23 protein-coding genes are annotated in these 17,915 nt (G+C 61.4%); 12 read left to right on the top strand and 11 right to left on the bottom strand.

The window, feature by feature from the left end; translation table 11 throughout:
- Positions 1-27: 27 nt before the first annotated feature.
- Positions 28-1,188: an alpha-hydroxy acid oxidase gene (locus tag ASE80_RS14730; RefSeq protein WP_056859561.1), complete on the bottom strand. Its 1,161-nt coding sequence runs from the start codon at positions 1,186-1,188 to the stop codon at positions 28-30.
- A gap of 121 nt (positions 1,189-1,309) precedes the next feature.
- Between ASE80_RS14730 and ASE80_RS14725 the strand changes: the two genes are divergently transcribed.
- Entirely contained in the window at positions 1,310-2,095 is a 786-nt protein-coding gene (locus ASE80_RS14725) for a DeoR/GlpR family DNA-binding transcription regulator (RefSeq protein ID WP_056859560.1), read from the top strand.
- Here ASE80_RS14725 and ASE80_RS14720 read toward each other — a convergent pair.
- The 3 genes from ASE80_RS14720 to ASE80_RS14710 are packed head-to-tail and all read right to left on the bottom strand — an operon-like array spanning position 2,060 to position 3,443.
- Entirely contained in the window at positions 2,060-2,785 is a 726-nt protein-coding gene (locus ASE80_RS14720) for a DUF72 domain-containing protein (protein ID WP_056859559.1), read from the bottom strand. The two genes, ASE80_RS14725 and ASE80_RS14720, sit on opposite strands and share 36 nt — an antisense overlap.
- Positions 2,785-3,216, bottom strand: coding sequence for a hypothetical protein (locus tag ASE80_RS14715; RefSeq protein ID WP_056859558.1), 432 nt, complete (start codon positions 3,214-3,216; stop codon positions 2,785-2,787). Before ASE80_RS14715 ends, ASE80_RS14720 begins: the two co-directional genes overlap by 1 nt.
- 2 nt (positions 3,217-3,218) lie before the next feature.
- On the bottom strand, positions 3,219-3,443 hold the full coding sequence (locus ASE80_RS14710; RefSeq protein WP_056859557.1) for a hypothetical protein: 225 nt from the start codon (positions 3,441-3,443) through the stop codon (positions 3,219-3,221).
- Positions 3,444-3,656: 213 nt separating this feature from the next.
- Here ASE80_RS14710 and ASE80_RS14705 point away from each other — a divergent pair, with 213 nt between their 5' ends.
- The gene (locus ASE80_RS14705; RefSeq protein WP_056859556.1) at positions 3,657-4,217 is read left to right on the top strand and encodes a type 1 glutamine amidotransferase domain-containing protein; all 561 of its coding nucleotides are present in this window, start codon (positions 3,657-3,659) and stop codon (positions 4,215-4,217) included.
- Between the two features lie 94 nt (positions 4,218-4,311).
- Here the strand turns inward: ASE80_RS14705 and ASE80_RS14700 are convergent, their stop codons facing one another.
- Entirely contained in the window at positions 4,312-4,515 is a 204-nt protein-coding gene (locus ASE80_RS14700; protein ID WP_056859555.1) for a hypothetical protein, read from the bottom strand.
- Between the two features lie 201 nt (positions 4,516-4,716).
- On the opposite strand from ASE80_RS14700, the gene ASE80_RS14695 reads away from it, so the two are divergent.
- Positions 4,717-4,971, top strand: a complete 255-nt coding sequence (locus ASE80_RS14695; RefSeq protein WP_056859554.1) for a hypothetical protein — start codon at positions 4,717-4,719, stop codon at positions 4,969-4,971.
- 1 nt (position 4,972) lies between these two features.
- On the opposite strand, the gene ASE80_RS14690 is transcribed toward ASE80_RS14695, so the two are convergent.
- From ASE80_RS14690 to ASE80_RS14680, 3 genes are all read right to left on the bottom strand, one after another.
- Positions 4,973-5,545, bottom strand: coding sequence for a cytochrome b (locus ASE80_RS14690; protein WP_056859553.1), 573 nt, complete (start codon positions 5,543-5,545; stop codon positions 4,973-4,975).
- A 133-nt stretch (positions 5,546-5,678) separates the two neighbouring features.
- Positions 5,679-6,221, bottom strand: a complete 543-nt coding sequence (locus tag ASE80_RS14685) for a putative natural product biosynthesis protein (RefSeq protein ID WP_056859552.1) — start codon at positions 6,219-6,221, stop codon at positions 5,679-5,681.
- A 62-nt stretch (positions 6,222-6,283) separates the two neighbouring features.
- Positions 6,284-6,667, bottom strand: a complete 384-nt coding sequence (locus ASE80_RS14680; protein WP_056859551.1) for a DUF2946 domain-containing protein — start codon at positions 6,665-6,667, stop codon at positions 6,284-6,286.
- Positions 6,668-6,847: 180 nt separating this feature from the next.
- Here ASE80_RS14680 and ASE80_RS14675 point away from each other — a divergent pair, with 180 nt between their 5' ends.
- The 5 genes from ASE80_RS14675 (at position 6,848) to ASE80_RS14655 (ending at position 11,531) form a co-directional block, all read left to right on the top strand.
- Positions 6,848-7,456, top strand: coding sequence for an SCO family protein (locus tag ASE80_RS14675; protein WP_017134494.1), 609 nt, complete (start codon positions 6,848-6,850; stop codon positions 7,454-7,456).
- Positions 7,456-7,932, top strand: a complete 477-nt coding sequence (locus ASE80_RS14670; RefSeq protein WP_056859550.1) for a copper chaperone PCu(A)C — start codon at positions 7,456-7,458, stop codon at positions 7,930-7,932. Before ASE80_RS14675 ends, ASE80_RS14670 begins: the two co-directional genes overlap by 1 nt.
- 372 nt (positions 7,933-8,304) lie before the next feature.
- Positions 8,305-9,933, top strand: a complete 1,629-nt coding sequence (locus ASE80_RS14665; RefSeq protein ID WP_236708834.1) for an argininosuccinate lyase — start codon at positions 8,305-8,307, stop codon at positions 9,931-9,933.
- A gap of 91 nt (positions 9,934-10,024) precedes the next feature.
- Positions 10,025-10,939, top strand: a complete 915-nt coding sequence (locus tag ASE80_RS14660) for a LysR substrate-binding domain-containing protein (protein ID WP_056859549.1) — start codon at positions 10,025-10,027, stop codon at positions 10,937-10,939.
- 43 nt (positions 10,940-10,982) lie between these two features.
- The gene (locus ASE80_RS14655; protein ID WP_236708833.1) at positions 10,983-11,531 is read left to right on the top strand and encodes an HIT family protein; all 549 of its coding nucleotides are present in this window, start codon (positions 10,983-10,985) and stop codon (positions 11,529-11,531) included.
- Positions 11,532-12,210: 679 nt separating this feature from the next.
- Here ASE80_RS14655 and ASE80_RS14650 read toward each other — a convergent pair.
- Positions 12,211-12,675, bottom strand: a complete 465-nt coding sequence (locus tag ASE80_RS14650; protein WP_056859548.1) for a GNAT family N-acetyltransferase — start codon at positions 12,673-12,675, stop codon at positions 12,211-12,213.
- 174 nt (positions 12,676-12,849) lie between these two features.
- On the opposite strand from ASE80_RS14650, the gene ASE80_RS14645 reads away from it, so the two are divergent.
- Complete coding sequence (locus ASE80_RS14645; RefSeq protein ID WP_017134555.1) at positions 12,850-13,185, top strand: hypothetical protein; 336 nt, start codon at positions 12,850-12,852, stop codon at positions 13,183-13,185.
- On the opposite strand, the gene ASE80_RS14640 is transcribed toward ASE80_RS14645, so the two are convergent.
- A complete protein-coding gene (locus tag ASE80_RS14640; protein ID WP_056859547.1) occupies positions 13,175-14,788 on the bottom strand; it encodes an ATP-binding response regulator in 1,614 nt (537 codons plus the stop codon). The two genes, ASE80_RS14645 and ASE80_RS14640, sit on opposite strands and share 11 nt — an antisense overlap.
- Before the next feature lie 96 nt (positions 14,789-14,884).
- Here ASE80_RS14640 and ASE80_RS14635 point away from each other — a divergent pair, with 96 nt between their 5' ends.
- On the top strand, positions 14,885-15,487 hold the full coding sequence (locus ASE80_RS14635; protein WP_056859546.1) for a response regulator transcription factor: 603 nt from the start codon (positions 14,885-14,887) through the stop codon (positions 15,485-15,487).
- Here the strand turns inward: ASE80_RS14635 and ASE80_RS14630 are convergent.
- Positions 15,484-15,918, bottom strand: a complete 435-nt coding sequence (locus tag ASE80_RS14630) for a GNAT family N-acetyltransferase (protein ID WP_056859571.1) — start codon at positions 15,916-15,918, stop codon at positions 15,484-15,486. The genes ASE80_RS14635 and ASE80_RS14630 overlap by 4 nt on opposite strands.
- A 222-nt stretch (positions 15,919-16,140) precedes the next feature.
- Here ASE80_RS14630 and ASE80_RS14625 point away from each other — a divergent pair, with 222 nt between their 5' ends.
- Positions 16,141-17,472: a flavin-containing monooxygenase gene (locus tag ASE80_RS14625; RefSeq protein ID WP_371920506.1), complete on the top strand. Its 1,332-nt coding sequence runs from the start codon at positions 16,141-16,143 to the stop codon at positions 17,470-17,472.
- 24 nt (positions 17,473-17,496) lie between these two features.
- Entirely contained in the window at positions 17,497-17,907 is a 411-nt protein-coding gene (locus ASE80_RS14620; RefSeq protein WP_003207327.1) for a RidA family protein, read from the top strand.
- The last annotated feature ends 8 nt before the right edge of the window (positions 17,908-17,915 follow it).

The raw sequence follows: 17,915 nt of genomic DNA, 5'->3' as shown, positions 1-17,915 counted from the left end.
CTTTTTACTTTTTTACGATTTTTTTGCTCAGCAAACCCCTGTGGGAAAGCTACCCGGCAGCAAAATCTCGCGATTCACATCGCGTATATCGTTATAGCCACACAGTGCCATCGACACATCCAACTCGCGGGCGATGATGTCAAGCGCCTTGGCCACACCCGCCTCGCCCAACGCGCCCAACCCATACAAATGCGCGCGGCCGATCATGGTGCCTTTGGCGCCGAGTGCCATGGCCTTGAGCACGTCCTGGCCGGAGCGAATGCCGCCATCGAGCCACACTTCAATCTGCTCGCCCACAGCCTCTGCAATCGCCGCCAATTGGCTGATGCTCGACGGTGCGCCATCGAGCTGGCGGCCACCGTGGTTGCTCACCACCAGCGCATCCGCACCGCAATTGGCGGCCAGCCGCGCGTCTTCCACATCCAGGATGCCCTTGATAATCAGCTTGCCGCCCCAGCATTGCTTGATCCATTCCACATCGTCCCAGCTCAGGCGCGGGTCGAATTGCTGGCCGATCCAGGATGACAGCGAAGTGATATCGGCCACGCCTTTGACATGCCCGACGATATTGCCGAAGCCATGGCGCCGGGTGCCGAGCATGCCCGCCACCCAACGCGGCTTGGTCAGCATATTGAGGATATTCGGCACGGTCAGCTTGGGCGGCGCCGACAAGCCGTTGATCAAGTCCTTGTGGCGCTGGCCAAGAATCTGCAAATCCAGGGTCAGCACCAGCGCGTCCACACCGGCAGCCTTGGCGCGCTCGATCAACTGCTGCATAAACACGCGATCACGCATCACATACAGCTGGAACCAGAACGGTTTGCCAACGTGGGCGGCAATGTCTTCCAGCGAACAAATGCTCATGGTCGACAAGGTATAACGCAGGCCGAACGCGGCGGCGGCGCGGGCAGTGAGGATCTCGCCGTCGGCATGCTGCATGCCCGCCAGCCCGGTGGGCGCCAGGGCCACGGGCATGGCCATGTCCTGGCCGATCATAGTGGCGCGGATTGAACGCTCATCGATATTGCGCGCCACCCGTTGGCGAAACTGGATGCGGGCAAAATCGCTTTCATTCGCCCGGTAGGTGCTTTCAGTCCAGGAGCCGGAGTCGGCGTAATCGTAGAACATCCGTGGGACACGTTTTTGCGCGAGCCTGCGTAAATCTTCGATGGTTGTAATCAACGGCATCTAGGTCACCTCTCCCTGAACTGAGCCTGGAGAGTAACCGCCCATCGGCTTGGCAGCCAGCCATTGCGTTTGCAGTGGCGGGCGACTAATCTCGCACAAAACCGCAAAAAGACGCACAAACATGCATAACACCCATCAAGCCATTGACTTGCCCTCATTGCGCAAACAGAAGATTTTGCTGCTGCTGGAACGCGACGGCAAAGTCACTGCATCGGAATTGGTCGAACACTTTGCCGTGTCCCAGGACACCATCCGCCGTGACCTCGGCGAACTCGCCGCCGCCGGCCTGCTGCAACGCGTGCACGGCGGCGCCCTGCCCCGACCCAAAGACACCGGCAAGGATTTTTTCACCCGCGTCGGCGAAACCAACGAGATCAAGCGTCACCTTGCCCGACTGGCCGCCGACCGGGTGCAGGACGGCCAGATCGTGCTGTTCGATTCCGGCTCGACCACGCTGCAGATCGCCCAGTCCTTGCCGCGTTCGATCCGCCTGACCGTCGTCACCCCATCGCCGATGATCGCCATCGCCTTGGCCGATCATCCCGAGGTCAAGGTGATTCTCGCCGGCGGCCAACTCAACCCTGCCACCTTGTCCACCAGCGGCCAGGAGGCCGTGCGCCTGATCCAGAGCATCAAGGCCGATTTGCTGTTTACCGGCGTGTGCGCGCTGCACCCGCAAGTGGGCATCAGCTCGCTGCATTTCGATGAAGTGGCGGTCAAGCAAGCCTTGCTCGACAGCGCCTCCCACGTGGTGGCGGTGACCCTGGCGGACAAGCTCGGCGCAGTGGAGCCCTTTGTGGTGGCGCCGTGTAACCGCATTCATACGCTGATTACCGAGTGGCATGTGCCCAATGTCGAGGCGTATGAGCAGCTAGGCTTGGAAGTGCTGCGAGTAGAGGTCGAGTAGCAACAAACCATCGGTCACGGCGTGGCCGCTGGCGGTGTTGTCGAAGATGCACCAGGCAGGTATGCCGGATTCGGCACATTGACGCAGCTGTTCCGCCAGCGCCTGCAACCGTTGCGGGCCATAGGCGCTGTGGTAGATACGCGGCGAGCCATGCAGGCGCCAGTACTGCACGCCCTGCCAACCTGCGCCGGCATCGAGCACCGCTGGGTCGGCGGTGACGCGGCCTATCTGCAGGTCCACCAGCAATGCCTGCGCCTCAAGCCAACTGGCATGCCGTGGTTCAAGCACCACCGCACCGGCAAAACGCTGGCGCAATGCGCTGAAAAAAGCCAACGCCACGCTGGGTTCATAACGCAGCGAAGGCGGCAATTGAATCAGCAGGCAACCGAGTTGTTCACCCAGGTGCAAGCACTGCTCAAGGAACTCGTCCAGGGCCGTCTCGCAGTGCTGCAAGCGCAGTTCATGGGTGATGAGCTTGGGCGCCTTGACCGAAAACCGAAACGCCGGCGGCACCGACTGCGCCCAGCGCGTGTAGGTGTTGGGCTGGTGCGGCCGGTAGAAGGAGCTGTTGATTTCCACCGCGTTGAAACGCGATGCATAGCGCTGTAAATGCGTGCCCTCGCCCGCAAAGTCCGGCCAGTGTGCGCGCGGCAAACTCCAGCCGGCACAGCCCACGTAGAGCGGCGCCATCAAAACAGGACCTTGGCTGCGTCACGCATGAAAATTTCAACGGTCTTGGGGCCCACGCCGTCGAACTCGGCCAGGCGTTTTTCGAATGCCTGGCGGTCAGGGCTGGCGCTGCGGATATGGCTGATCTTGCCCGCGTACTCGGCATTCAACTTGGCGCTGAGGTCGAGCAGACGCTGCGCCGTGCTTTCGTCGTAACGCACGTAATGGGCACGCCCGAGCATCGAAACCAGTTCACGCGACGTGCAATGTTGCAACTTGCGTGCAGTGTCGCGGCCCTCTTCCTCCACGATCACCTTGTAAGCCTGCGCCGCGATGGGCGCCTGAATACGCTTGCCCATCAGGAAGCTGGCGATAAACCATTTGAACAGGCTGGCGTCATCGTCGGGCGCCAGTTCAATCCCCAGTTCAGACGCCGTGATCGACCGGGCCATGCTCAGTGGCCCAGCTTGCGCTCGGCCTTGGCGGCCTGCTCGTTGATGGCGTCAGTCTGGCGTTCGGTATCCTTGATCGAGGTGGGCGTGAGCACCTTGTCCACGGTTTTGGTCTTCGGGTTGGGCTGTTCCAGCGTCTGCCCCTTGGCAGGTTGTTGACGGCCTTTCTGGGCGTCTTCGGAGCTGATGGGTTCCGGGGTTTTGTCGACAGTCTTGGGGTCGGTCATGGTCAATCTCCTGGCTATTGAACGCCCGCAAAAAGCAGCGGGCACCTATGCAGCAGAGGCCGGCGCTTTTGGATAGTTCAGGATTTTTGCAGGCCGGGCTTTGTCGAAAACCACCCACGAAAAAAGTCCAAATTAATTTAAACCTTTGCCGCCCACGCTCGATCCACTCTCCCACACAGCATGATTAATCCATCCAGCAGGAGAGACTCGACCATGAGCTCACAACTCAACGGCAAGAACATCCTCATCATCACCTCCAACACCGGCATCGAGCGCGACGAGCTGCTCAAGCCTCTGCAAGCACTGCGTGGCTATGGCGCGACGGTGACGCATGGCTCCAGCGAAGGCGGCACCGTGCAGACGTTCGTCGGCGACACCGAGAAGGACCAGACCGTGGAATCCGAGGTCAAGCTGTCGCAGGTGGTGAGCAGCAACTTCGACGCGCTGGTGATTCCCGGTGGCACCGTGAATGCCGACACCCTGCGCCAGGACGCGGCTGCGCTGAAGCTGATCAACGACTTCGTCAAGGCCGGCAAAACCGTCGCCGCCATCTGCCACGGGCCATGGACGCTGATCGATGCCGGCGTGATCAAGGGCAAGACGCTTACCGCGTACAAGAGCGTGCGCATCGACCTGGAAAACGCCGGCGCTGCAGGCGTGGTGGATGCCCAGGTCAAGGAGTGCAAGGCCAATGGCTGGACCTTGATCACCTCGCGCACACCGGATGACTTGCCGGCATTCAACGAGGCGATTGCCAAGGCAGTCGCAGGTTAACGGGCAGGCTTGAACGCAAACAGGCGCCCGGGGGCGCCTGTTTGCTGTGTGGCTTGTGTTCAGTGTTTACGGTGCTATTTATTTATGGTGCCATTTATTTACGGTGCTGGGCCATCTCACGTTTTGGCCCGAACATGGCCCAGGCAATCAGCCCGAACAGCGGCACAAAAATCAGAATGATCAACCACAACCCCTTGGTCTCCCAGCCGCCGGTGCTACGCAACACGATGTTGATCGCCCACAGTTCCAACACCAGCAAAATCACCGCCAGCACGATCCAGATATAGTCTATTTGCATGCATCACCTCCTGAGGTCGTATGCATTAGGTCAAGGGATCGGCGTGAGGGTTCATTAAAATTATCGGTGCATGGCCTTTCGTCGTGGCGGCGAAAAAAATCCAAACTTTGGTTGAGGCCCTGCACTCCCAATTAATGCCTCCCTTTGGATTCACAGGAAGGGACGCTTTTGACAGGTGAAGCATGGAAAAGGATTCTCGTCATGAAGACCGGTATTTCCTGCAAGATCATGTTAGTCATTTGCCTGACCGGATGGTTGGCAACACCCGCCTACGCAGCCTTTGGCGATGCCATACCCGGCTCGGCCCTGCCTCCGGGCACCTACCCCGGCACCCCGTCGGACAGCAGCAAAAAAGCTGAGACGCCGCCGAAGGAAAAGACCTCCTCCAGCGGCTCGTCAACAAAGCAGCAAGGCGAGAAGAAACCCCAGAAAAAAGCCCCCAAAAAAGGCCGCTGATCTAGCGCCATAACCGGCGGGTGCCTCCCGTCATGCGTCGCAACACCTGTGGGTTACCGCACAGGTAATGCACGATCACCATGCCGATATGCCCCACAATCAACACCAGCATTGTCCAGCCCAGCAAGCTATGAAAGTTGCGCCCCAGGTCAATCATCAACTGGATTTTCTCGCCTTCGAAACCCGCCATTATCGGCATGCCAAACGCCAAAAACTCACGACCGGAGCCGTACTGGCGTACCAGCCCGATAAAGGGGATCAGGAACATCAGCACATACAGCACAGCATGCCCGACAGCCGCCGCACGGTTCACGCTCGGCGGGCGGTGGTGCCGGTTCAGCAGGTTCCAGCCGGCTCGCAGTATCAGCAGTACCAGCAACAGCAGGCCCGCCGATTTGTGATACGGCCATAGCCACTTGTCCAGCGCGGAATCGGAGGACAGGAAGTGCACAACCGCCGAGCAATAACTCCAGGCAAACACGATTGCCATCAGCCAATGCAAGGCCCGGCTGACCGGGTCGTAGCGCTCGCTCGCGCAGAAGGAATGGGGCATCTCATCAGAAGTTTTCGTCATCTCAGCCTCTTGTTAGTCTGTGCATTACATAGACCGTGAAGATGGCATTCTCGGCAAAAAAATAGAATTGATGAGGATGCCCGTACGAAACATCAGGCCGTTTCCTACGAGATTTTGGGACGCTCTTAGGGTCTTACGGCACCGGCAACCAGCCACTGAAACCGTTTTTGGCCAGCGGGCACCAGGCAAAGTCGCCTGCCGGGTCCGGCAGTAGCTGATGCTCAACGCCCGCCAAGGCGTTGCCCTTCCAGTCGAACACCCTGGCGTTTCGCCAGGCCAGGACCACGCCCTGGGCCTGGCTTTCATCGGCACTGATCCAACGTGCCGCCGCGGCCGCCATAAAGGCCTCGATCGGTTCCTCATCGATGCGCGCCCGATACGAAGACGCCAACAGCCAGCGGCACACATTCAGGTGGTAGGTCCAATCCTGGGCGACCTGGTTGCGATAGGCCCAGGTCATGAAGCTGCGAAACAGGTTCAGGCCCTCCGGCGGGTCGAGCTTGAGCAGCGCCGGGCAGATATCGAACAAGGTGTGCCAATACGGCAGCAGGCGTGCATCCAGGTGCACAAAACAACGCGAATTGCTCGGGTATTCAGGGCGCAAGGGTTCGGCGCGCAAACGCCGGGATGCCTTGCTGACCAGGCGGCTGGCGCCTGCTGGCAATGGTGGGTTCATGAAACGCACTCACAGTCGTGACGATAGAACGCCTCCTGATCACAGGAAGCCCAAGGCACACGTCAGAAAGTGGGGGAAGCGCGCGGGTTGGCCGACGGCCAGGAATAGCGGGGTGGCGCTTTGTTGCGCCGTTCATGGGCCGGGCGTGGGGTTTGCCCAAGGCCGAGCAGCCAGGCCAGGCCGATCATAAACACAATGGCCACGGTCACGGCCGCGCACACCGGGCAGGCAAAGTAGTTCGAGATGTTGCTGGAGGCCGTGTTTCCCAACCCTTTGTCGGAAAGCGGTGCCTGGCTGCCGTCCACCGAACAGAACGCCCCGCCGATACCATTGAGCTGCAGGCCCATCATCTGCCCATGCCCCAAACCGCAGACGAACAGGTTCATCAGCACGCAGAAGTACAGGGCCCAGGCGATCAGTGAACGGTCGGGGTGGCTCAATTTCATGGCGGCGACTCTACCACCGAAGCCGCAAAAGGATGAAGCGCCACGCGCCCCTGTGGCAGAACGTCGCAGATTACGTGGGCTGGCCGGGGTTGGTAGACTGTGCGCCCGCATCATTACTCCTTTTCAAAGCCTGAACTGTCGATCCAGAGCAATGCAGGCGTTTCACAGGATGCACAGTTGATGAGTACGTTATTCACCCGCCGCAAAGTGCTGACCGGTATGGGCCTGCTGGGCCTGGGCAGCCTGCTGGGCGGCTGTGACTACAGCCCCAAGCTGAACTTCAAGTACGGCAAGGACCTCAGTGACAAGATCATGGGCCGCACCTTCAAGCTCAAGAACACCGACGGCGAAACCGTCACCCTCAGCTCGTACCGTGGCCTGATGCCGGTGGTGTTCTTCGGCTTCACCCAATGCCCGGCCGTGTGCCCCACCACCCTGGCCCGCGCCGCCCAGGCCAAGAAGCTGATGGGCCGCGATGGCAAGATCATGCAGGTGGTGTTTATCACCCTCGACCCCGAGCGCGACACACCCGAATTGCTCGACCGCTACGTCAAGGCCTTCGACCCCAGCTTCGAAGCGTTGTACGGCACCCCGGAAGAAATCGCCGTGGCCGCCAAGGAGTTCGGCATCTTTTATGAAAAGATCCCGGCCGGAGACACCTACACCCTGTCTCACACCTCCACCAGTTTCGTGTTCGACACCCGTGGCAACCTGCGCCTGGGCCTGTCGGCATCCCTTACCGCTAAAGAGTGTGCAGAAGACCTGCTCACCGTCATGGAGGTCTGCTAATGACTGCCGTTCAAACCCTCAAGCGCCTGACATTCGGCCTCACCCTGCTGGGCCTCGCGGCGCACGCCAGCGCCCAGGTACAGGTCAGCGACGCGTGGGTACGCGCAACCGTGGCGGGCCAGACCTCCAGCGGCGCATTCATGACCGTCAGCGCCGACAGCGACAGCAAACTGCTCAGCGTGGCCTCGCCTGTGGCCAAGGACGTGCAGATTCATGAGATGAGCATGAAGGACGACGTGATGCGCATGGGCCCAGTGGATTCAGTGGCCCTGCCTGCCGGCAAAGCGGTCAAGCTCGACCCGGAGGGCTACCACGTGATGCTCATGGGCCTCACCGGCCAGATCAAACAAGGCGACGTGGTGCCGCTGACCCTGACCGTGGAAAACGCCAAGGGCGAGAAGCAGACGATTCAAGTAGAAGCCCCGGCCCGCGCGCTGAACGACATGGGTGACATGGACCACAGCAAGATGCACTAAACCGCCTGTGAGGAGAGCCCGACTTGTTGTGGCTAGCAAGAGGCTGCAAGCAGGATTGTTGTGGCAAGCCTGCTTGTTGTGGCGAGCAGGCTTGCCCTGCGCTGGGGCGCGAAGCGGCCCTAAAACCAGACGCCGCATTCTTCCTGAAAAACAACGGTGGCCCTATTGGGGCCGCTGCGCAGCCCAACGCAGGGCAAGCCTGCTCGCCACAACAAGCCTGCTCACCACAACCACAATCAACCGTCCCCAAAGACCATATCCAAAACCTCTGCCATCAACACTTTCTATATATTTTCAATCTACCCGCACACCCGCTAGCCTGATTGCGCCGCAACGACGGCCCATAATTCCAACAATAAATCAGGTGTCCCCGTGAACAACACATCCCCCCAACGTGCGGTGAAAAGCCTGCTTTCCCTCGCCGTGACCTTCGCCCTGTTCCACAGCCTCAGCGCCTATGCCGCCAACACCGGCGAGCTGCCCTGCACCACCACCGAACAATGCGCGGCCCAGGCGGCCAAGGTTGGCGCCACGCCCGACAGCTCGCAAACCGAGCACAAAGCCAAGGGCGACCCCACCCAGACCCAGTTCGCCTGGCTCAACCGCATCAACAAAGCCTCGATCGTGATGCTCACCGAAGAAGGCATCGTCAAACCCGAAATGGGCCAGAAGATCGCCGGCGGTGTGCGCTACGCCATCGCCCAGGCCGACCAGCCCGGCGGCACGCGCCCCAGCGATGTGCTGCAACTGGAAAAAATCATGACCGACAAGATCGGTCCCGAAGCCTCGTTGATCCACTCCGGCCGCAGCCGCCAGGACATGCTCGCCACCTACCGCCTGGCCGCCCTGCGCAGCCAGGTGCTGGCCTACAGCGAAGCGCTCAACGCCACGCGCCAGCGCCTGCTGAACATCGCCGACAAAAACGTCGACACCCTGGTGCCCGCCTACACCAACGGCGTGCAGGCCATGCCCATCAGCTATGCGCATTACCTGCTGGCCTTTGAAGCCGCCTTCGACCGCGACGGCCAGCGCATCCGCGAGCTGTACACACGCTTGAACCAAAGCCCGATGGGCACCGCCGTGCTGGCGAACTCGGCGTACCCGCTGAACCGCGAGCGTCTGGCCGAGCTGCTGGGCTTTGATGGCGTGCGCGAAAACTCGCTGGATTCCAGCCAGGTCTCGACCTATGACATTCCCATCGAAGCGGCCAATATGGCGTCTTCGTCCGCCATCCGTGTGGGCGCGATGATTGGCGATATCCACACCCAGTACCATCAGATCCGCCCCTGGTTGCTGCTCGATGAAGAAGCCACCTACACCAGCAGCGCCATGCCGCAAAAGCGCAACCCGGGCTTGCTGATGCGCGCGCGTGAGAGTGCCTCGGACGTGGTGGGGCTGGCCCAGGCCGTGACCTTGCGCGCCCACAACGTCACCACCGGCATGACCGACTACAAGTTCGCCTTCGACTCGCTGGGCGTGTTCCGCTCGACCCAGGAAATGTTCCACAGCCTGGACGCGGTGCTCGACGCGCTGCAGATCAACCCGCAGCGCGCGCTCGAAGAACTGGAGTCGGAATGGACCACCTCGATGGAACTGGCCGACACGCTGGAGCGCCAGTACAAAGTACCGTTCCGCATCGGCCACAGCTTTGCCTCGCTGATCGTCACCCAAGCGCGCAGCAACGGCACCACGCCGAAGACCTTCGCCTATGCCGACGCGCAGAAGCTGTATAGCCAGGCGGCGGACAAGTACAAATGGACGCCCAATACCCTGCCGCTCGATGAGGCAGGTTTTAGAGCGGCGCTGTCGCCCACCAACATGGTGCAGACCCGCAAGGGCACCGGCGGCCCGCAGCCGCAAGAGGTCAAGCGCATGCTGGTGGAGGCGCGCAAGACGCTGCAGGCTGATCAGCAGTGGCTCAAGGAGCGGCGTGAAAAGCTCAAAGGCGCCGAAACCCGTCTCGACCAGGCCTTCGACAAGCTGGCCGACAGCAAACGCTGAACGGATTGTGGTGGCCACAGGCTTTGGGCATATTGACGGCCGGGCCGCTTGCGGCCACCCACCACTGCGTCTTGTCACGGGATAGGCCACCATGGAACTACGCCATTTACGCTATTTCATCATGGTGGCCGAAGAACGACATTTCACCCGCGCCGCCGCACGTCTGAACATGCAACAACCACCCCTGAGCCAGCAGATTCGCGCCCTGGAACAGGAACTGGGGTTCGACCTGTTCAAGCGCCACCCCAAGGGCGTGGACCTGACGGCCGGTGGCCGGGTGTTTCTTGAAGAAGCCCAAGCCATTCTGGCCCGCGTCGAGCATGGCGCGCTCAAGGCCTCCCGCGTGGCCCAGGGCATCGAAGGCACCCTGGCCATCGGCTTCACCAGTTCGGCCGCCGCCCACGCGCTGATCCCGCGCATCATCCGCGCCTACCGCGAGCGCTACCCGGCGGTAGAGCTTTCGATCAATGAAGGCAGCGCCCGGGAATTGACCGAGGACGCCATCGAAAAACGCATCGACGTCGGCATCCTGCGCGCCCCGGTCAGCACCCATCAAAGCCTGGCCTTCCACCGCCTGCTCAACGAAGAAATGCTGCTGACCCTGCCCACCGGCCACCCATTGCTGGACGCCGCCGGCAGCGCCATCCCCCTTGCCGCCCTCAAGGACGAACGCTTTATTCTGGTACGCCGCCCCGGCGCGCCGGGCATGTACGCCAACCTGATCACCGCCTGCCAGAACGCCGGTTTCGAACCCAGGATTGCCTTTGAAGTGGAACGCATGCTGACCAACGTCAGCCTGGTGGCGGCCGGTGAAGGCATCTCCGTGGTGCCCGCGTCGATGCGCGATGTGCACCGTGACAGCGTGGTGTATTGCCAAATCAAAGACGCAAGGCCCAAGCTGCTGGCGCCGATTACGCTGGTGCGGCGCACGTTTAATCCGTCGGCACCGTTGCAGAATTTTATTGGGCTGGCGCGGGAGTTGGGTGGGGTGTATCGCAAGGGCTGAAGGGCTTGTTACCCTGCCCGCCTTGCCCACAAGGACAGTGTTTATGCAGATCGACCCCGCGCTCATCCTTCATGAAACCGAACACTGGTTGCTCAACCATCATCTGGCGTCAAAGCTGCCGGGCTACCTGATGCTGGGCGCCAAAGCGCCGATCGACTCCCTGGCTGCTATGCCCGAGGCCGCGCTAGCCGAGCTGGGTGGCCTGCTCGCCAAAACCCAACAGGTGATGGAGACGCAGCTGCGGCCGAAGTGGCTGTATATCAGCCGCTACGGACACATGCCCGGCTTCCCGCTGCACTTTCACTTCATCCCGGTGTATGACTGGGTGGAGCAGGCGTTTTGGCGGGATGCGCGGTATCGGGTGCTGCAAGGTTTTGGCTCAAAGGAACAAGGGCTGACCGATGGGGCTGAGCTGACGCTGTTCGTATGGCGCGAATTTGGCGAAAGCCCCACGCCGCCGGCCATCCAAGGTCCCACCGTGGAACAGGTTGTTCAAACACTGCGCACAGCCTTCGGCGCCGGCGAGGCTGCGAAGGCGGCGGCACGGGCGATACATAAGTTGCCTGACCCACCGCTTTCGCAGCCTCGCTAAAGCTCGACAGCTCCCACAGGGAATCGGTTGTGTTGGTTAGATCTCAGTTCGCAGGGCCATTGCGGCAGGCACAAATCCCGCCAGCGAAGCAATTCAAATGTGGGAGCTGTCGAGCCCCGGCGAGGCTGCGAAGGCGGCGGCACTGGCGAAACATAAGTTGTCTGACCCACCGCTTTCGCAGCCTCGCTAAAGCTCGACAGCTCCCACAGGGGATCWGCTKTRTTGGTTAGATCTCAGTTCGCAGGGCCATCGCGCCATACACAAATCCCCCCAGCRACAAAGATCCMMTGTGGGAGCTGTCGAGCCCCAGCGAGGCTGCGAAGGCGGCGGCACAGGCGAAACATAAGTTGTCTGACCCACCGCTTTCGCAGCCTCGCTAAAGCTCGACAGCTCCCACAGGGGATCAGCTGTGTTGGTTAGATCTCAGTCCGCAGGGCCATCGCGCCATACACAAWTCCCCCCAGCGACAAAGCTCCAATGTGGGAGCTGTCGAGCCCCRGCGAGGCTGCGAAGGCGGCGGCAMAGGCGAAACATAAGTTGTCTGACCCACCGCTTTCGCAGCCTCGCTAAAGCTCGACAGCTCCCACAGGGGATCAGCTGTATTGGTTAGATCTCAGTTCGCAGGGCCATCGCGGCATGCGCAAATTCCACCAGCGACAAAGCTCAACTGTGGCAAGGGTCAAAGCCGTTTTACCATTGGAATACACGCCAACGCCAACCCCGACGGCGAGTGATACACCGCCTGCTCCTCACCCACATACCCGCAGGCCCGGTAGAAGCTCGCCGCATTCAACGTCGAGTCCAGCACGACCTCTTCAATCGCCAGTTCCCGCGCGAGTTTTTCCAGGTGGTCAAGCATCGCCTTGCCATACCCACGCCCGGCGAACTCAGGCAGCACAAACAACGCACCCATTTCATTGTTGTCGAGGTCGAGCATTCCGGTCACAACGGGCTCACCGTTCACCCAGCCCAGGTAAAACGGCTTGTCCATCAGTGTGTCGTAGCCGTCTTCAGCTTTGCCGCGTGTCCACAGCGCCATTTGCTCGGCGGTGTAGGCGCCGATGCATTGGCTGCGGATGGCCAACAGGCGAATGTCGAACGCCGTCTGGGCGTCCGCTGGGATGGCGCGTTTTATCTCTAGCATTGCTGTCTCCGTTCATGACCTCACCGTGCCATTAGCACACTTGTGCTAATCGACCCCTTTACCCGGCGGCGCTATATTCCCCGGCACTTCCAACGTTCCCCCGGCACCGCACACCTGTTGCGTGAGGGTGCATTGCGCGTTGGAAAAACCTAATAATCCCAAGGAAGAAGCATCATGAACCTGCATGCCCCCGTTACCCGTCTCACCCTGCTCGGCGCCCTGATCATCGGTGTCGCCGGTTGCAGCAACGTCAAGCCCAGCGAAGACCATCTCAAGACGCTGTCGGAAACCAACCTCGGTGAACCGGTCAAGCGTATCTCCAATGTACGCAGCGACTCCATGACCACCTACTACATCGCCAGCGCCGCCTCCGGCGATTACAACTGCTCAGTGCCCAGCGGTGCCAGCGGTGGCATGTTTGCCGTGGCCAGCTTTGGCCTGATGAAGCCTGCCGCCTACTGCCAGCCCAAGGGCGCGCGGGGCAATGGCTTGACGCCGTTTAACCAGTAACCCCCGATTGGCTGAGGTCACGCAGCGTGCCGCGCAGTTCTGCAGGCCGCACCGGTTTGGAGAGAATCGCGATCTGGCGGTCGTGCAAGGCCGCCTGGATTTTCTCCACGTCGTGGCCGGTGAGGATCAGCGCCGGCACCGCCCAGCCGCGTTGCTCGCGCAGGGCGTCGATGCATTCGATGCCGGTAGCGTGGTTGCCCAGGTCGTAGTCGGCGACGATGATGTCGCAGTCGCTGGCCAGGCCCTGCCCGCTGGATTCGGCCTGCACCTCGCAGCCCCAGCGCTCCAGCAAGGCCTGGGTGGCCAGCAGCACGTTGTGGTCATCTTCCACCAGGCAGACTTTCAAACCCGTCAGCAGGCCGGCCTGGCGCGCGTCGTCGCGCGCAGCCGGTTGGCGTGGCGCCGTCGCCAATGCCAGGCCATGCAGGCTCACGCAGGTGCCATGGCCCACCCGTGATCGCAGGCTCACCTGCACCCCCATCAATTGTCCCAGGCGCTTGACGATGGACAGCCCCAGGCCCACGCCTTCGACGTCCTTGTCCCGCAGTTGGCGGACCCGATAAAACTCTTCAAAGACCTTTACCTGATGCTCCTCGGCAATACCGCGCCCCTCGTCATGCACCTCCACCGACAAGCTGCCGTCGCGCACGCGCACGCCGATCAGCACCGGCCGCTGTGCGCCGTATTTAAAGCAATTGGAGAGCAGGTTCTGCACCATCGTCGCCAGCATCGCGGGGTCGACCTGCACCCAATGCGCACACGGGCGCAGGCGCAGTTCCACCCCGGCCCAGTGCGCCGCCTCGGCGTGTTGGCGCACCAGGTCGGCGAGGAATTCGCCCAGGTGAATCACCTGGTACTTGGGCAACAGCCTGCCGTTGTCGAGGGTGTAAAGGTCGAGAATCGAACGGAACAGCTGCGACACGTTGAGCAGCGAGCGGTCGATATTGTCCACCAAGCGCTGCTCAGCCTCGCCCAGCTGCGCTTCACGCAAACAGGCGGTGAACAGGCCGATGGAGTGAATGGGCTGGCGCAGGTCGTGGCTGGCCTGAGCCAAAAAGCGCGATTTTTCCAGGTTGGCGGCGATGGCTTCTTCGGAAGCCTTGCGCGTGCGCTCAAGCAAAATATGCGCGTATACCGGGATCACCGTGCTGGTGATCATCAGCATCAGCACCATGAACGGCTGCGCCTGCCACAGTGGCGTCAGCCGGTACACGATCAGCAGCGCGAGCAAGGCCAGGCCGGTGGCAATCGCCAGGTAGCGCGAACCGTAGCGCATGCCGTTGCCCAGGTTGACCCACACCATCACCGCATACAGTGGCAACGCCGGTTCGCCGCCCACCACCAGTCCGAACGAGGTGCCGGTGTAGTCGTGGAGCATGCCGAAAATCCGTCGCGCCGGGTAATGCCCGGGCCAGCGCGCGATCACCTGGCGCAACGCAATGGAGACCAGCAGGAACGCGACGATATACAGGATCACCGGCAAGTAGGTGTCGACCGACTGGCCCGGCAAAAAGCCCAGCGCGCCGATGTAGACAATGGCGATGGCGGCCACCACGATGCGCAGGTTGGCCTGGTCGAGTTCGGAATTGGTCTCATGACTCATGGATGACGTCCTTGTGCGGCATTCGGTCTATCCTTTACGCGCCAGAGGCTAAAGTAGCATGCCAACGCACACCCATGCCCCAGGAAGGAGCACGCCATGACCGGCCGAATCATCATAGCCGACGACCACCCGATGTTTCGCGAAGGCATGCTGCGCACCGTGCAGCGCCTGTTGCCCGAGGCCGTGGTATATGAGGCCGGCGACCTCGACGCGGTGCAGGCGCTGATCCGCGAAGGTGGCGACATCGACACGCTGATCCTCGACCTGCGCTTCCCGGGCCTTACCTGCATGAGCCAACTGGCCGACCTGCGCCAGCAACTGCGGCGCACCACCTTGATCGTGGTGTCGATGGTCGATGACCCGGCGCTGATCGATCAGGTCATGGCCCTGGGCGCCGATGGTTTTATCGGCAAGAACATCAACCCCGATGAAATCGGCCAGGCCCTGTTGGCGATTCGCGAAGGCGAAGTGCTGGTCAAGTTTTCTCCCTCCGGCCTGCTGCCACTGAGCACCCACACCCTCACCGCGCGCCAGCAGGAAGTGCTGCGCCTGATCGCCCAAGGCAAGACCAACAAGGAAATCGCCAAGGCCCTGGCGATCTCGCCGTTCACTGTGCGCATCCATGTGTCGTCGCTGCTGCGCAGCTTGAAAGTGCCCTCACGCGCGGCGGCGGCGGTCAAGTATTCCGGGGAGTTCTAGGCGTTTTCATGGCCTGGGCGGGTGAAGGAATAACGGTCGATATCCGTGCGTAATGTCCACCCCTGCCCTTGCCAATACGCGGCGGCATGGGTGTTGGTCTTGAACACGTCGAGGTGGCATTTGTGGATGCCCAGTTGCTCCAGCGCAGTGAGGCAGCGCTCGACCAACGCTTGGGCGATGCCCTGGCGGCGGTAGTCCGGCAGCACCAGCAGGTGTTGCAGGTAGCCGCGCCGGCCATCATGGCCGCACATCACGCAGGCGATCACGCGGCCTTGCGCTTCGGCAACAAAACTCATCTGCGGGTTGCGCGCCAGGTAGCGCTCGGTGGCCTCGCGGGAGTCGGCCTCGCGCAGGGAAATGCCGGGGGTGTTTTGCATCAGTTCGAGTACGGCGTCGTAGTCGCCAGCCTGCATGACGCGGAGGTTGACCATGGTGATAAAACCCTCTGAGTTGCGCACAAGTTTGCCTGCATCAGTACCCGCCGTGCACCCATGAATACACGAGCGGATCACGCTTCAGCTGTCGCAGTGCAAACCAGGGGCTTTGCAGCAGCGTGTACGGGTCGCCGCTGTGAGCTTGCATCCGATATTTATGCTCACTCCAAAGCTTAATAATATTTTATTAAAAATCGCCCTCCCCCTAGCCTTGAAGCCATGCCCAAGCTGAATCCAACTGCATTACGCAAGGACAGACACATGACTCAAGCCATAACAAAAACAGACACGCTGGTAGTGGGAGCCGGTCAGGCCGGTGTGGCCATGAGCGAGCACCTGAGCAAGCAAGGCGTGCCGCACCTGGTGCTGGAGCGCAGCCGTATTGCCGAGCGCTGGCGCACCGGGCGCTGGGATTCGCTGGTCGCCAATGGCCCGGCCTGGCATGACCGCTTTCCTGGCCTGGAATTTAATGATGTAGCCCCCGACGGTTTTGCGCCAAAAGAACGCGTGGCCGATTACTTCGAAGCCTATGCCCGCAAGTTCAACGCGCCGATCCGCACCGGCGTGGACGTGACCTCTGTGGTGCGCAACGTCGGCCGCCCAGGCTTTACCGTGCACACCAGCGAAGGCGTGATCGAAGCCAACCGTGTGGTCGCCGCCACCGGGCCGTTCCAGAAGCCGGTGATTCCGGCCATCGCGCCCAAAGACAGCGCGCTGCACCAGATCCACTCCGCCGACTACCGCAACCCCGCACAACTGCCCGCCGGCGCCGTGCTGGTGGTGGGCGCCGGTTCATCCGGCGTGCAAATTGCCGATGAGCTGCAGCGTTCCGGGCGCCAGGTATACCTGTCGGTCGGCGCCCACGACCGCCCGCCACGTGCCTATCGCAATCGGGATTTCTGCTGGTGGCTGGGCGTGTTGGGCGAGTGGGACCAGGCGGCGATGAAGCCCGGTCGCGAGCACGTGACCATTGCCGTGAGCGGCGCCCACGGCGGCAAGACCATCGATTTTCGTGAGCTGGCCCAGCAAGGCATGACCCTGGTCGGCCTCACCCAAGCCTTCGACGGCAACGTCGCGCGCTTCCAAGCCAACCTGGTTGAAAACCTGGCCCGTGGCGACGAGAACTACCTGGCCTTGCTGGATGCGGCGGACGCATACATCGAGCGCAACGGCCTCGACCTGCCGCTGGAACCCGAAGCGCGCCGCGTATTCCCGGATGCCGAGTGCATCAAAAACCCGATCCTGGAACTGGACCTGGCCAAAGCCGGTATCACTTCGATTATCTGGGCCACGGGGTTTGCCGTGGATTACAGCTGGCTGAAAGTCGATGCGTTTGACGCCGCCGGCAAGCCGCAGCATCAGCGCGGTGTGGCCAGCGAGTCGGGCATCTACTTCCTCGGTTTGCCGTGGCAATCGCGCCGAGGCTCGTCGTTTATCTGGGGCGTATGGCATGACGCCAAATACGTGGCCGACCACATCGCCATCCAGCGCCAATACCTTGAATACCGCGAACCTGCACCGGTTGCGCACCCATCGCCTGTCATTGCCTGAGCACTTTTTTTCGGAGTTTTTTTGATGCCTACTCACACTCGCATCCGCATGTTCAACACCAAGGAAACCTACCCTAACCAGAGCCTCGACAACGACCTGTGCCAGGCCGTACGTGCCGGTAACACCGTGTATGTGCGCGGCCAGGTGGGCACCGATTTCGACGGCAACCTGATTGGCCTTGGCGACCCCCGCGCCCAGGCCGAGCAAGCGATGAAAAACGTCAAGCAACTGCTCGAAGAGGCCGGTTCCGACCTGAGCCATATTGTAAAAACCACCACCTACTTGATCGACCCGCGCTACCGTGAGCCGGTGTACCAGGAAGTCGGCAAGTGGCTCAAGGGCGTGTTCCCGATCTCCACCGGGCTGGTGGTGTCGGCCCTGGGCCAGCCACAGTGGCTGATGGAAATTGATGTGATTGCCGTGATCCCCGAATAAGGAGCTGC

The sequence above is a fragment of the Pseudomonas sp. Leaf15 genome, from assembly GCF_001421425.1.
GTDB lineage: Bacteria > Pseudomonadota > Gammaproteobacteria > Pseudomonadales > Pseudomonadaceae > Aquipseudomonas > Aquipseudomonas salomonii.
The sequence above is the reverse complement of the archived record's forward strand: the minus strand, read 5'-3'. Positions and strand labels throughout refer to the sequence as shown.